9 protein-coding genes are annotated in these 14473 nt (G+C 51.9%); all 9 read left to right on the top strand.

The window, feature by feature from the left end; all coding sequences use genetic code 11:
- Positions 1–5: 5 nt before the first annotated feature.
- The 9 genes from B5G10_RS07745 to B5G10_RS07705 all read left to right on the top strand — a co-directional run bounded on the left by B5G10_RS07745 (position 6) and on the right by B5G10_RS07705 (position 14441).
- Positions 6–833 carry a class II fructose-bisphosphate aldolase gene (locus B5G10_RS07745; RefSeq protein ID WP_087424163.1) on the top strand — a complete coding sequence of 276 codons (828 nt, stop codon included), beginning with the start codon at positions 6–8 and terminating at the stop codon, positions 831–833.
- 36 nt (positions 834–869) lie between these two features.
- Complete coding sequence (locus tag B5G10_RS07740) at positions 870–1934, top strand: amidohydrolase family protein (protein ID WP_087424162.1); 1065 nt, start codon at positions 870–872, stop codon at positions 1932–1934.
- A gap of 21 nt (positions 1935–1955) precedes the next feature.
- Positions 1956–4007, top strand: coding sequence for a glycoside hydrolase family 36 protein (locus tag B5G10_RS07735; RefSeq protein ID WP_087424161.1), 2052 nt, complete (start codon positions 1956–1958; stop codon positions 4005–4007).
- Positions 4008–4056: 49 nt separating this feature from the next.
- On the top strand, positions 4057–7269 hold the full coding sequence (locus B5G10_RS07730) for a TonB-dependent receptor (RefSeq protein ID WP_087424160.1): 3213 nt from the start codon (positions 4057–4059) through the stop codon (positions 7267–7269).
- Between the two features lie 26 nt (positions 7270–7295).
- On the top strand, positions 7296–8825 hold the full coding sequence (locus B5G10_RS07725; RefSeq protein WP_087424159.1) for a RagB/SusD family nutrient uptake outer membrane protein: 1530 nt from the start codon (positions 7296–7298) through the stop codon (positions 8823–8825).
- Between the two features lie 81 nt (positions 8826–8906).
- On the top strand, positions 8907–10337 hold the full coding sequence (locus B5G10_RS07720) for a DUF4832 domain-containing protein (protein ID WP_087424158.1): 1431 nt from the start codon (positions 8907–8909) through the stop codon (positions 10335–10337).
- A 66-nt stretch (positions 10338–10403) separates the two neighbouring features.
- A complete protein-coding gene (locus B5G10_RS07715) occupies positions 10404–12197 on the top strand; it encodes a hypothetical protein (RefSeq protein WP_087424157.1) in 1794 nt (597 codons plus the stop codon).
- Positions 12198–12276: 79 nt separating this feature from the next.
- Complete coding sequence (locus tag B5G10_RS07710; RefSeq protein ID WP_087424156.1) at positions 12277–13569, top strand: DUF4832 domain-containing protein; 1293 nt, start codon at positions 12277–12279, stop codon at positions 13567–13569.
- 14 nt (positions 13570–13583) lie between these two features.
- Positions 13584–14441 carry a DMT family transporter gene (locus B5G10_RS07705; RefSeq protein ID WP_087424155.1) on the top strand — a complete coding sequence of 286 codons (858 nt, stop codon included), beginning with the start codon at positions 13584–13586 and terminating at the stop codon, positions 14439–14441.
- Positions 14442–14473: the final 32 nt, after the last annotated feature.

The raw sequence follows: 14473 nt of genomic DNA, 5'->3' as shown, positions 1-14473 counted from the left end.
ATACAATGAAAGTTCAGGAAACACTCAAACAGTTTCAAGCTGAAAAGAAAGCCATTTTGGCTACCAATTTCTACAATTACGAGACCCTGAAGGGAATCCTCGAAGCCGCCTCGCAAGTGCAAGCTCCCGTTATGCTCCAGTTGACTCGGAGCTCAATCGACTACATGGGGTTGAAACGCGCTGTGGCTCTGGCCCGGCAGGGATTTGAAGACTACCAGCTCGACGGCTGCATCCACCTGGATCATGGCGGTTCGATCGAGCTGGTACAACGGTGTCTCGATGCCGGTTTCGAGTCGGTGATGATTGATGCCAGCGAGAAGAGCATGGAAGAGAATATCGAGACAACCTGCAAGGTGGTAGAGATGGCTCGTCCGTATGGTGCCAACGTGGAGGCCGAGTTGGGCTATGTGCCCAAGTTGGGACAGGCCCAGGATTCGTCGGGCTTCACCACGGTCGAAGATGCCGTTCGTTTCGTCAATGCCACTCATGTCGATGCCCTGGCCGTAGCCATCGGGTCGGCACACGGGTTCTACAAATCGACTCCGCATCTCGACATCGACCGGTTGGCTGCCATCCATGCCGCTACCGATGTGGTGCTGGTACTGCACGGCAGCTCGGGAATTCCCCACGATATGGTTCAGGCTGCCATTCGCAACGGTATTGCCAAGGTAAACCTGGCCACCGAAATCAAAGATACATTTATGCGGGCGTTGAAACAGACGCTGCTCCATAGCGACGAAATCGATTTGCGCAAGGTATTCCCCAAAGCTACCGATGCCGTCATCCAACTGTTGTGCGAGAAATACCGCATGGTAGGGAGCGCTGCCAAGTAATACACTTTTATAAATACATTTAAACTTTAATCTGTCATGAAACACTTTTATTTTTTAGCAGCAGCCTTGCTCGTAGGGTCTATGGCCTATGGACAGGATGCGATTTTGTTGAAAGACTATACACCGAAATCGATTTATAATATACAGCAAACTCGGGTCGAGAAAGCCAAATACCCCGTTATCGATGCTCACTCGCACGACTATCCCACCACTCGCGAGGAGGTGGCCCAGTGGGTAAAGACCATGGACAGCAAGGGTATTGAAAAGACGGTGGTACTCACCGGCTATACCGGCGCCTCGTTCGATTCGATTGTAGAGGTATATGCTCCTTATAAAGACCGCTTCGACTTGTGGTGCGGCCTTGACCTTTCGGACTATGGCAAACCTACCTTTGCCGAAAAGGCTGTCAAAGAGTTGCGCCGTTGTCACAAACTGGGTGCCAAGGGTGTGGGCGAGGTAACCGACAAGGGCTTGGGCGTGTATGTGGCTTTCCAGACCTATATGGCCAAGGGGCTGCACCTGAACGACCCGCTTATGACGCCCATCTATGACGTGTGTGCCGAGTTGAATATGCCGTTGAATATCCATGTGGCCGAGCCTTATTGGATGTATCTGCCTGCCGACAAGAATAACGATGGAATGATGAATGCCGGCAACTGGAAAATCGATCTTACCATTCCCGGCATGCAGACTCACGAGCAACTCGTGGCCCAGTTTGACGATGCCGTAGCCAAACATCCCAAGACACTGTTTGTTGCCTGCCACTTCATCAACTGCAGTTACGATCTCTCGATTGTGGGCAAGATGCTCGACAAGTATCCCAATCTCTATGTCGATATCTCGGCCCGTTTCGGTGAGACGGGAAGCATACCCCGCCACATGAAGAAATTCTATACCCGCTATGCCGATCGTATTCTCTATGGTACCGACAATGGCATGTCGCCCGAGATGTACGAGATGACCTTCCGTATTCTCGAGACCGACGACGAACACTTCTACGCTCCCGAGTTCCACTATCATTGGAATCTGTCGGGATTCGATCTGCCCGATGAGGTACTGCGAAAAGTCTATCGGGAGAATTTCCTGCGAGTTATCAAATAAAATCGTTTACACCACTTTTCCATGAAACACATCGATAGATACATACTGATTCCCGCAGCCCTGGCGCTCCTGTCGCTTGGTTCCTGCAACAAGGGAGTGACCATCGAGAGTGGCTCCATGCAGCTGGCGGTGGACAACGATATGTGTATGACGGTTTCGCTCACCGATTGCGATAAGCCGCTCACCCAAAAGAGCATGGCCGATTATCTGGTGCTCGATGAGGGAACTGTGAACAATTTCAAGTTGAAGAGTAGCGACACGCGCGTGTCGGGCGATACAACAATCTATACCCTTGTGGGCGAGGCCAAGATGCCTTATGGTGGAGTTATCCGCAAGATTGAGACCATCGAGGTCAATAGTCGTTTCCCCGGTATGGCTGTGGCTCAGGTGCAGTATGTGAACCAGACGGAACGCGACCTGCATATGGTCAAATGGGTGAACCACCACTTCCGGGTACTCGACAACGGTGATACGCCGGCCTTTTGGTCGTTCCAGGGGCAATCGACTATTGCCCGGGCCGACTGGATTCTGCCGGTCGATTCGACCTTCAGCCAACGCAACTACATGGGTATGAACGACTCGGACTACGGAGGCGGCATCCCCGTAACTTGTCTGTGGCGTAAAGAGGGTGGTATTGCCGTGGGGCATGTAGAACTTTCGCCCCGCCTGGTTTCGCTCCCGGTAGAGAAATCGAAATACGACGACTATGCTCAGGTGAGCGTCGAGAGTGCCGACGAATCGGCTCCCTCGTTTGAACAGGGCGACACGGTTACGACGGTGCGCACCTTCGTATCGGCCTACACGGGCGACTGCTTTGCCCCGCTGCGCCAGTTCTCGGAGTATATGCAGGCTTCGGGCCTCAAGATGCCCGAGTCGGAACCTGCAGCCTTCGAACCCATGTGGTGTGCCTGGGGGTATGAGCGCGAAGCCACCTTTGCCGAGATTCTGGGCACTCTGCCCAAGGTGAAGGAGCTGGGCATCAAGTGGGCCACGGTCGATGACGGTTATCAGATTGCCGAGGGCGACTGGGACCTCGATACCCGCCGTTTCCCCGGTGGCGACCGCGATATGATCGATTTGGTGAAAAAGATAAAATCCTATGGCCTGAAGGTACAGTTGTGGTGGGCTCCGCTGGCTGCCGACCCGGGTACTCAGGTGCTGAAGGAACACCCCGATTTCATTACTCTTTCGAAACAACAGACTCCGCATTATATCACCTGGTGGGACAGCTATTACCTCTCGCCGGTCGATTCGGGCGTGGTGGCATACAGCCGCGACCTGGTCGATCGATTCATCGAGAAGTATGGGTTCGATGGGCTGAAACTCGACGGACAGCACCTCAACAGTGTGCATGCCGATTACAGTGCCGCGCACCATCCCTCGTGTCCCCAGTATGGGTATGAGCATCTGCCTTCGTTCTTCAAGATGATTTACGACGAGTCGCGTTCGCTCAATCCCCACACGGTGATACAAAACTGCCCGTGCGGTTGTTGCATGTCATTCTACAATTTGCCTTATACCAACCAGACCGTGGCATCCGACCCCACCAGCAGCTGGCAGGTGCGCTTGAAAGGTTACGTCTATAAAGCGTTGGTACCCAAGACCGCCTACTTTGGCGACCACGTCGAGTTGAGCGACAACGGCGACGACTTCGCCTCGTCGTTTGGAATAGGCGCCGTGCTGGGCACCAAGTTTACCTGGCCCCGCAACAACCCCAAGGTGAAGGCCGACTACCGGCTTACCCCCGAGAAAGAGGTGGTGTGGAAGAAGTGGTTCTCGCTCTACAACGAGAAGATGCTCTCGACGGGCGAGTATGTGAGCGGTTTGTACGACATAGGCTATTCGCGCCCCGAGACGCATGTCATTCGCAAGGATGGAACCCTCTACTATGCTGTTTATGCCCCGTCGTTCGACGGCGAGATTGTGGTGAAAGGTCTCGAAGAGGGAAAAGAATATGACCTGTATGACTATTTCAACGAAGTGTCGCTGGGTAGAGTAAAAGGCCCCGAAGCCAAGGTGAAATGCTCTTTCGAGCGGTCGCTTCTGTTCCAGGCCAACGAAGTAAAGGAATAATTGTCCCAATTTCTCTATATCAATTTTAACTAACTAAAAATCTCGATCTATGAATCTATTACAGAAAGTAGAACGGAATCATGGAAAACACATTACGGAACTTCGGTTTTGCAAGCGAATTTTCGTATCCTTGATTCTTGTATGCGGGTATTTGGGAGCTATGGCTCAAAACGTACAAGTATCCGGTGTTGTGAAGGATGTTGTCGGAGATCCGTTAATCGGAGTGAGCGTGCTCGTGAAGGGAGGCTCCAAAGGAACCTCGACCGATTATAACGGCTTTTACACCATTTCGGCCCCTGCCGACGGAACGTTGGTCTTCTCGTATGTGGGTATGGATACCCAAGAAGTGAAGGTTGGCGGTTCCAAGACCCTGAATGTAACGATGACCGAAAATGGCAATTACATCGACGAGGTAGTTGTAATCGGTTACGGTACGGTAAAGAAACGCGACTTGACCGGTTCGGTATCGTCGGTAAAGAGCGAAGACCTCAACCTGGCTGTAGCTCCTTCGGTAGCTCACGCTCTGCAAGGTAAAGCCGCCGGTCTGGTAATTTCGCAAAACAGTGCCCAGCCGGGTGGCGGATTGGATATCCGGGTACGTGGTGAAGGCTCTATCAACGGTTCCAAGACCCCGTTGTATGTGGTAGATGGTTTCCCCATCACCGAGTTGGACCAACCCTCGACGACCAATGAGAAGATGGATGCCGGTACACAGAGTGTATTGAACTTCATCAACCCCTCGGATATCGAGTCTATCGAGGTATTGAAAGATGCTTCGGCTACGGCCATCTACGGTTCACGTGCTGCCAACGGTGTAGTATTGATAACCACCAAGCGAGGGAAAGAGGGACGTACGATTGTGTCTTATTCGGGTTCGTATTCGATACAGCAATACACCGATAATTACGACGTGTATAACCTCAAGGAGTGGATGAACGCCATGAATACCGCTACCTGGGACTTGTGGATGTATGAAAACAACGTCTATCCCTATGGTAGCCGTACGCTGCAAGAGGCTATCGACTCACCCAAAAACGGTGTAGCCTACAAACTGTCGTTTACCGACAAGGAGATCGCTGCAGCTGGTGAAGGTACCAACTGGCTCGACCTGATTACCCGCAACGGTAGCGTGCAACAGCACAACGTGAGTGTACAGGGCGGTAGCCAGAATACCAAATTTATGATGTCGTTGAACTACTACGACAACAAAGGTATCATCAGAAACTCGGGTATGAAACGTTACTCGGCCAAGGTGAATGTAGATCAAACGATCAACAAATACTTCAAGACCGGTGTCAACATTACCGCTTCGCGTGTCGATAACGACAATACGCAGCTCGGTGCCGCCGAGTATGAAAAATCGGGTATGATTCGTGCCGCCGTACAGATGAGCCCCAATATTCCGGCTCAAGACGAGAATGGCAACTATCCCGTAAACCCGCAGTTGCCCACGCAGCCCAACCCGGCTTCGTTGCTGCTCAATACCGATAAAGGTCTCATGGACCGTATCCTGGCCAATGCCTATGTAACCTACGAACCTATCAAAGACTTGATGTTCAAGTTCAGCATGGGTTTGGACCGCGCTCATCAAAGCCGTAAAACCTACATGCCCAAAGAGACTCTTTATGGTGGCCTCTCCGACGGTATCGCCACGATTAGCGAAGCCGATAACGAGAAGTATCTGATTGAGGCTACGGGCAACTACAATAAGGAATTCAACAAGAACCACCGCATCAATGCCGTGCTGGGTTGGTCGGCCGAGTTCAACAAAGACTATTATGTCAATGCCGGTAACAACGGCTTCATCACCGATGCTTTCTTGTGGAACAGCCTCCAATCGGGTGAGGGAACCAAGCAAGTTGCTTCGGGCGGTAGCGAAAACCGCATCTATTCGGCCTTCGCTCGTGTAGGTTACACCTTCATGGACCGCTATCTGTTGACGGCTACCTTCCGTGCCGATGGTGCCAGCGTGTTTGCCCGCAACCACAAGTGGGGTTACTTCCCCTCGGTAGCTTTGGCTTGGAACATGGCCGAAGAGCCTTTCATGGCACCTACTCGTTCGGTAATCTCGATGTTGAAACCCCGTGTGAGCTACGGTACCGTAGGTAACGCCACGGGTGTGACCAACAACGCTTTTGCTGCCTACTATGCTCAATTGGCCTACAACAAACAAGACAACAGCCAGCAGACGGGTGTATTCCTGGGCCGTCTCGAGAATCCCGACTTGAAATGGGAGACGACCAAAGAGTTTAACGTAGGTTTGGACTTCGCCTTGTTCGATGGCCGCATCGGTGGTACCTTCGAGTTCTTCGAGCGCCGCATCTGCGACCTGTTGACCGACAAACCGCTGAATACCTATCACGACTTGACTTCGGTTTCGGCCAACATAGGTACGACGGGTGGTCGTGGTATTGAAATCACCTTGAACACCAAGAATATCGTAACGAAAGACTTCTCGTGGTTCTCAGACATCACCTTCTCGCGTGTGAAGAACTGGTGGGTAGAACACACGACCGACTGGAAACCTGCTGTATATGAGGGCGACAACGACCCCATCCGCGCTATCTATTCGCGCCAGGCTATCGGTATTCTGCAAGTGGGTGACCCCGTGCCCGAGTCGCAACCCGACTTGAAACCGGGTCAATTGATCATCGCCGATATCAACGGTTATCTGCGTGACGAAGATGGTAATCCCGTGGTACGCGACGGCCGCTTCATCTTGACTGGTGAGCCCGATGGTCAAATCGACGATGCCGATATGCGTCTGTTGGGAACGAGCGATCCCGGCTTTACGATTGGTTTCAACAACACGTTCCGTTACAAAGGTTTCGACCTCAACTTCAACTTCTACGGTTCGTTCGACCGTGTGATGATGGATCCCACCCGCATGGCCTACGGTGTATCGGCCTGGGGTATGGCACAATATGGTTATAACGGCTTGCGTAGCCTCGACGACCGCTGGATGCCTGATAACCCCTCGACTACCAACCCGAGCTCGTTCTATACAGGTTCGACCTATGGCTATGGCGACTGGTTCTACGAAGATGCCTGGTATATCCGTTTGCAAAACATCACGCTGGGTTATACCATCCCTTCGACCGCTACTACGCGTAAGATCTTCCAGAACATGCGCTTCCATGTCGATGTAAACAATGTATTCTTGATTACTCCTTACGGAGGTCTCGACCCCGAAACCGACTCTTATGCGGCTGCTTATCCCAATGCCCGCACATTCACGTTCGGTGTAGATATTAAATTTTAGTCAACAACAATATAATACGGAATACAATGAAAAAGATTTTTCGAAAATTCTCGCTGTTGTTACTGCTGGTGCCCATGCTCAATAGCTGCGACATGGAGCCGATTAGTTATAGCGATATAAATCCCTCGATATTCCCCCAAACCGAAGAAGACTTGCAATCGATGGTGCTCTCGTGCTACTATCCTTTGCGTGGTAGTTGGTGGGATGGTATCAACACGACTTCGGAGCGTGGCCAGATGTTTGTCAACGATGCTTGCACCGAGATTCTGGCCGGTAAGTATGGAGCTCAGAAATATTGTCACGAGCTCTCGTACAATACCGAGACAAGCGATGTAACCTTCTTCTACTACACCCGCGACGAGCCCAACGGCTTTATTGGTAAGATAAGCCGTTGCACCACGGTTATCGACATGATCGAGAAGAGCGACCTGCCTCAAGAGTCGAAGAACCGCTACATTGCCGAGGTGCGTTGTGCCCGTGGTTACCTGTCGTATATCCTCTACGATATGTTTGGCCCGCTGGTAATTGCTCCTATCGAAATCTTGGACGAGCCTCTGAACGAGGCACCGCTGCCGCGTCTCTCGCGTGAAGCTATGGTCAAGTTTATCGAAGACGACCTCAAGTTTGCTGCCGAATATCTGCCCTATCCGAAAGATACCGAGTATGGAAAATTCAGCCGTGGTTTGGCCAATATGCTGTTGATCCGTCTCTATCTGCACGAGACTCCCGAAGACAAAACCTACTACAACAAGGTAGAGACGATTGCCCGCGAGATGATGGGTGCCGATTATGGTTATGCTATGGTTGATGACTATCCTTCGCTCTTCGAGTTGAACGGTCAGTCTCAATGCACGTCGGAGTATATCTATATCATCCCCTGTGCTATCGATGGTCCCAGCCAGAACCAATGGCACATGATGTGTATGCCGCCCGATATCGACGGTCTCGTTCAAGGTTGGGCTACGGTACAAAGTACCTGGTACTTCTATGATTCGTTCGAACCCAACGACACCCGCAAGACCTATCTGTTGCCCGAATATACGACGGGTAATGGTGAGTTGCGCAACCGTGATAACCCCGACCAGTATCTCGACCTGGGTCCCATTCCTCAAAAGTATGAAGTTGACCCGGCCGTACCCGGTAGCGGTGGTTACTCCGACCTCGATATCGTGGTTTATCGCTATCCCGATGTATTGCTTTCGTTGGCCGAGGCTATCGTGATGAAACCGGGCGGAAGTGTAACGCAAGAGGCTGTTGACTTGATGAACGAAGTGCGTAACCGTGCTAAACTCGAAGACAAGACGCTGGCCGACTTCCCCACCACAGAGGCTTTCATCGACCAACTGCTCACCGAGCGTTCGCATGAGTTCTGGTGCGAGAGCGGACAATACCGCGCCGACCTGATCCGTTTCGACAAGTTGCTCGACCGGGTACTCGAACTCAATGCCGGACAGGCTCCCTATGCTGCCAAGTATAAATATGTTTATCCGCTGCCCCCGTCGGTTATCGTCGATGGTAAAGGACAAGTGATTCAAAATCCCGGATATACCATCTAAATCTTTTAGAACCGGTGTACCTCCCCTTGGTGGGGGTACACCGGCCATTATGAATTGATTACCAGTAAAAAAAAGGACGTTATGAACACATTTTTCAAATTGTTCGGTGCCGGAGCATTGATGTTCTTGGGCGTAGCTTGTACTTCTTGTGAAAAAGATGGAGACAAAGCCAAGACCAATATCCCCATGGAGAGTGTCTCTTACACCGAATCGAGCGATATTATTGTAAATCCCGAGCGTGGTTTCTATAAGGCCACATCGTGCGAGATGGGGGTGTCGGGTGCCTTGACCGTATCGACCCTGAAGGGCTATCGTGATGCCGGCTACTCGCTTATATTCCGCTATTTTTATTTGAAGAACTTCCGCGATAAACCGCTTACCGACGAAGCTCTCCAGTTCTTCGACAACGACATGGCCGCCATGCGCGAAGCTGGTGTGAAGTGTGTATTGCGCTTTGCCTACACCAGCCTCGAGACCGAGCCCGATGCTCCGCTGTCGATTATCGAAACGCATATCGATCAACTGAAACCCTATATTGCCAAGAATGCCGACGTAATTGCCGTATGGCAAGCCGGTTTCATAGGTTCGTGGGGTGAGTGGTACTACACTACCAACAACCTGAATAACCCCACGGCGCGTGCCGCTGTGCTCGACAAACTGTTGGAGGCTCTGCCCGAAAACCGTGTGGTACAAGTGCGTACACCCCAATACAAACAAGAGTACCTCAATCGCACCACGGCTCTGAAGGCTTCGGAGGCCTACACCCAGATGAAGGCCGCCCGCATTGGTCACCACAACGACTGCTTCATGGCCAGCGAGAACGACTATGGTACCTACCAAAATGTAACTGAAGATAAGAAATACCTCGCCCAAGAGGGCCTCTACCTGCCTATGGGTGGCGAGACTTGTCCTCCCAACGGCGTGTCGCCTGCCGATTGTGAGCATGCTCAGGACGAGATGCGCACCTTGCGCTGGTCCTATCTGAACAGCGACTATTACAAAGGTGTGAACGACCGCTGGATTTCCCAGGGCTGTATGGATGATATCAAACGGGAGATGGGCTATCGCTTTGTCCTCACCTCGGGCGAATACACGACCAACGTGACTCCGGGTCACCTCATCAAAGTGGTTTTGAAAGTGAAGAACGTAGGTTATGCTTCGCCCTTCAACCCCCGTGCTATTGAGCTCGTGATGCGCAATGTGGCCGACAATACAACCTATGTATTGCCGCTCGATGCCGATCCTCGCAAATGGAAACCCAATACCGAGAGTACGGTTGACGTAGAGGCCGGTTTGCCCGCCGATATGCCTCTGGGCGACTATGACATCTACCTCAACTTGCCCGACCCCATGGAGTCGTTGCGCGACAGACCCGAATACTCGATACAGCTCGCCAACAAAGACGTGTGGGAGGCCGAGACGGGATACAACTATCTCTCTATGCGTGTGAATGTAACATCGGAAGGTGTGACCGATACCTATCAAGGGGACAAGGTCTTTACGAAGAAATAATGAACTCGTAAACCATGACGATTCAAATTTTTATTAACCCAAAATTTTAATGTGATGAAAACAACAATGAAGTATTTGATGCTTTTGCTGGTAGGTACACTGTGTGTATTTACCTCTTGTAAGGAGGAGGACGAGCCTGCAGGTGGTCCCGCCGCCACGTCGGCGATTTCGGAGCTTGCAGTAACGCCCAATGCCGATGTGAAGTATGGCGACGAGGTAACACTCACTGCCAAATTTGCCGATGAAAAAGGTTTGCGCCAATACATGATTTCGGTGAGCAATGCCAACGGTTCGTTCTACGAAACGACCAAGATGCTTACCGGCAAGACTTATGACTTGAACGAGAAGATTGCCCTGCCGTTGCCTAAGAACGCAGTACCGGGCGACCTGACCATTTCGGTAACGGTGAAGAACTCGAGCAACCAGCTCAGCACCGAAGAGGTATCGATTACGGGTGTAACAGTCCCGACCTTCGATGCCCTCTATCTGGCTTTGGACAATAATCTGGTTTATACGATGGAGAAAGACGGCGACGTATTCTCGGTCGAAGACTTTATCCCCGCTGGGGCTACCGGTAAGATTTATGCCAACAGCGACAAGACGGGTATGTCTTGGGGTATGGAAGGCGACGAAATCATTGCCCTGGGTAAGGACAACATCGTCTTTGGCGGTGAGACCGAAGCCTACTTCAAGATTTCGTTCAATCCCGTTAGCTTCGAGTTGACGCTGGGTAATGCTCAAAACTGGACTGCTATCGACGAGCCTCTGTATATCTTTGGTACTATCTCGGGTCACTGGGACGATAACGATGCTCCCGACAACGGTATCTGGATCGAGCGCGAAAAGACCAAGATGCAGGGCTACCAGAACGGTAACCAAAAGTATTGGGCCTGGACTCCGCCGTCGGACGGAACGGGTAGCGCAGAGACCGATATGTGGGGCGCTATCGTGGCCGGTCAGTTCTACTTCAAAGAGGGTGGCAAAGACAATTACCTGACGTATGCCAACCGCAAACTGACACTCGGTGCCGAAGACAAGGCTGCCAGCTTCTCCATCACGCTGGGTGGTGCCTTCTCGATGAAGGTATTCCAGGAAGATGGCGTTTATACCAAAGTTGAGTTGAGCGACGGAACCCGCACGCTGGCCTACACCAACGAGGGTATCTATATCAACGGCGCTCTGGCTCCCGAAGCCATTTCGTTCTGCGGCTCGCCGCTGGCATTGGTAGAAGGTGAATACTTCTCTTACGAGGGTGTTGCTCAGTTGACTCAAGGACAAACGGTTACGGCAAGTGGTGTTGACCTGTCGATGGCATTCTGCGACCACGATGTATTTACCGGTGCCGGTAACCCCTCTTGGACGATGATTGCCCCCACGGGTGAATATCTGATTCGTATCGATGCCTTCTCGGGTTCGATTTATGTGATGAACAACATGGGTTATCCCGATGTAATCTACATGGATGGCTGGTGCTGGAACCGCTTCATGGGTATCGAGCGTGCCGCTTGGGATGCCACTTCGCGCTTGACGCTCTATCGTACCTCCGAGACGGCCAATACTTACCAGGCTATCGCTACGATTCTGCCTTGGGGCGGTGACGTTTCGTTCTGGGGCGAGCCCTATACGGTAGAGGATTATGGTAAATGCTGCATCTCTTCGAAGTATTTCGAGGGTGTAACTGCAATGGGTGAGAATGGTTTGCTCTTGCCGGTTCCTGCCGAAGAGACTTACTATAAGATTGTAGTCGATCTGAAAGACGGTTTGACCATCGACAAGGAGAATCTGGATGGCGATTACTACACGATTATCCCCACGAACAACAAGAAGTTCACGGTCACCTTCACCCCGACCTCTCTCTAAAATCACATAGCTTTTTCATTTTACTTGCGGAGCGGCGTAACCGCCGCTCCGCTTTCATTACCTTAAATTAAAGTGCAAGATGATACCAAGAATTTTATCCCTTTTTTGTGCTTCGACCCTGATGTTTTCAACCTCTTGCCACGACTCGGCCAGCAAACAGAATAGCACGGAACCCAACTTCGACGGGTTTGTAAAAGTGTCGTTAGAGTCGCATATCACAGGCGTGCAACCCATGACCGGAATTGTGCTGTGGGCCGATAACGACAAGCGGAATACCGATGCCATTAGCCTCGAGTATTCCTACATGCAGTATAAAGATATTGTCAAGGAGAAGGGAGTCTATGACTGGACTCCGCTCGAAAAGGTGCTCGATGGCATTGCTTCGCGCAAGCACCAGGCCATCATCCGGTTCTGGTACACCTATCCCGGATTCGACAGCGCCGTACCTCAATACATCAGGGAGTTGCCCGATTATGAGGAGACCGTAGCCCTGAGCGAGGGCAAAAAGACCGGTTTCCCCGACTGGCGTAATCCCGAATTACAACGATTCCACAAAGAGTTCTATCAGAAATTTGCCGAGCGCTACGACAACGATCCGCGCCTGGCATTCCTGCAAACCGGTTTTGGTTTGTGGGCCGAATACCACATATATGACGGCCCTTGCATCATGGGCCAGACGTTCCCCTCGAAAGAGTTTCAGGCCGAGTTCTTCAAGTTGATGAGCGAGACCTTCAAATATACGCCGTGGAGCGTGTCGATCGATGCAGCCAGCCCCGACTATACGCCGCTCGAGGCCGATCCTTCGTTGAAGAACCTCAAGTTTGGTCTTTTCGACGACTCGTTCATGCACGAGACTCACGACGAGTATAACGGCAAGAACTGGAAATTCTTCGGCGAAAACCGTTACCAGACTTCGCCGGCCGGCGGTGAGTTTGGCTACTATACCAAATATGACCAGGAACATGTGCTCGACTACCCCGACGGCATCCATGGCCGCAACTTCGAGGGCGAGTCGAAACGATTCCACATTACCTACATGATAGGTAACAACCAACCTTCCTACCAGACCATGGCTCGCATCAAACAGGCCAGTATGCTGTGTGGCTACCGCTACGAGATTACCGATGTGCGCGTGAAGGAAGACTCGACCTGCGTGCAGATCAAGAACACGGGTGTGGCTCCTATCTATCGCGATGCCTATGTGGCTGTGAACGGGGTGCGCTCCGAGTCGAGTCTGATCGACCTGCAACCGGGCGAGAGCCGCTGGGTGGGTATCCCTGCCGGGGCTACCGACATGACTATCACCATCGAGTGTGACCACCTGGTACCGGGTCAGAAAATCGAATATGAGGCCCATGTAAAGGGTGAATAAAAACAGCTCATCGTATGAAAGTAGAAAAATGGTTGATGTATGCCTGGGTGACTACGTTGCTCTGGGGCGTATGGGGTGCATTCAGCGAGATGCCTACCAAGGCCGGGTTCCCGGCCACGTTGGGGTATATCGTGTGGGCCATTTCCATGATCCCTTGTGCGGTGGTGGCTCTATGGCGCAATGGTTGGAAACTTGATGTGTCGTTCCGTGCCGTCTTTTACGGACTCATGGTGGGGTTGTTGGGCGCGGCCGGCCAGTTGATTTTGTTCCAGGCATTGCGCATAGGCCCCGCCTATATCATATTCCCGTTTGTGTCCATGTCGCCGGTAGTGACGATAGCCTTGTCGCTGTGGCTGCTGAAGGAGCGGCCCAACAAGCGGCAGAAGTGGGGTATCGTGGTGGCCTTGCTGGCCATCTTCTTCCTGTCGGTGCAGCAGGGAGGCGGCGAGATTGAGGGAGGTATGTGGCTGGTGATGGCTACCGGTGTGTTTGTCATGTGGGGCGTGCAGGCCTACTTCATGAAACTCGGTAACAAGGTAGCTTCGGCCGAGAGTATCTTTGTCTATATGACCATCGCGGGAGTATTGCTTATCCCGGTGGCCTACTATATGACCGATTTTTCTCTACCTATGAACACGAGCTTCTCGTGGGTGTCGGCTACGTTTATTATCCAACTGCTCAATGCGATTGGTGCCTTGACATTGGTCTATGCCTATCGGTATGGCAAAGCGGTTATCGTTTCGCCGTTGACCGGACTGGCACCCTTGATAACCGTAGTCCTGTCGCTCATCATCTATGCGGTATTCCCCGGCACGATTCTGCTGATCGGGCTTATCCTGGCTACCATTGCCATGGTGGCACTTGCCGATTGAGTGCTGCATGTATTTGTGATAGCATTTCAAAA

The organism is Barnesiella sp. An55 (assembly GCF_002161555.1).
Lineage (GTDB): Bacteria > Bacteroidota > Bacteroidia > Bacteroidales > Barnesiellaceae > Barnesiella > Barnesiella merdipullorum.
This window is presented reverse-complemented; position numbering and strand designations above follow the sequence as displayed.

What these genes read in the sequence shown, in the direction of transcription:
- B5G10_RS07745 (WP_087424163.1), top strand. Translation starts at nt 6, where the DNA reads ATGAAAGTTCAGGAAACACTCAAACAGTTTCAAGCTGAAAAGAAAGCC.
- B5G10_RS07710 (WP_087424156.1), top strand. Translation starts at nt 12,277, where the DNA reads ATGATACCAAGAATTTTATCCCTTTTTTGTGCTTCGACCCTGATGTTT.
- B5G10_RS07740 (WP_087424162.1), top strand. Translation starts at nt 870, where the DNA reads ATGAAACACTTTTATTTTTTAGCAGCAGCCTTGCTCGTAGGGTCTATG.
- B5G10_RS07715 (WP_087424157.1), top strand. Translation starts at nt 10,404, where the DNA reads ATGAAGTATTTGATGCTTTTGCTGGTAGGTACACTGTGTGTATTTACC.
- B5G10_RS07735 (WP_087424161.1), top strand. Translation starts at nt 1,956, where the DNA reads ATGAAACACATCGATAGATACATACTGATTCCCGCAGCCCTGGCGCTC.
- B5G10_RS07725 (WP_087424159.1), top strand. Translation starts at nt 7,296, where the DNA reads ATGAAAAAGATTTTTCGAAAATTCTCGCTGTTGTTACTGCTGGTGCCC.
- B5G10_RS07705 (WP_087424155.1), top strand. Translation starts at nt 13,584, where the DNA reads ATGAAAGTAGAAAAATGGTTGATGTATGCCTGGGTGACTACGTTGCTC.
- B5G10_RS07720 (WP_087424158.1), top strand. Translation starts at nt 8,907, where the DNA reads ATGAACACATTTTTCAAATTGTTCGGTGCCGGAGCATTGATGTTCTTG.
- B5G10_RS07730 (WP_087424160.1), top strand. Translation starts at nt 4,057, where the DNA reads ATGAATCTATTACAGAAAGTAGAACGGAATCATGGAAAACACATTACG.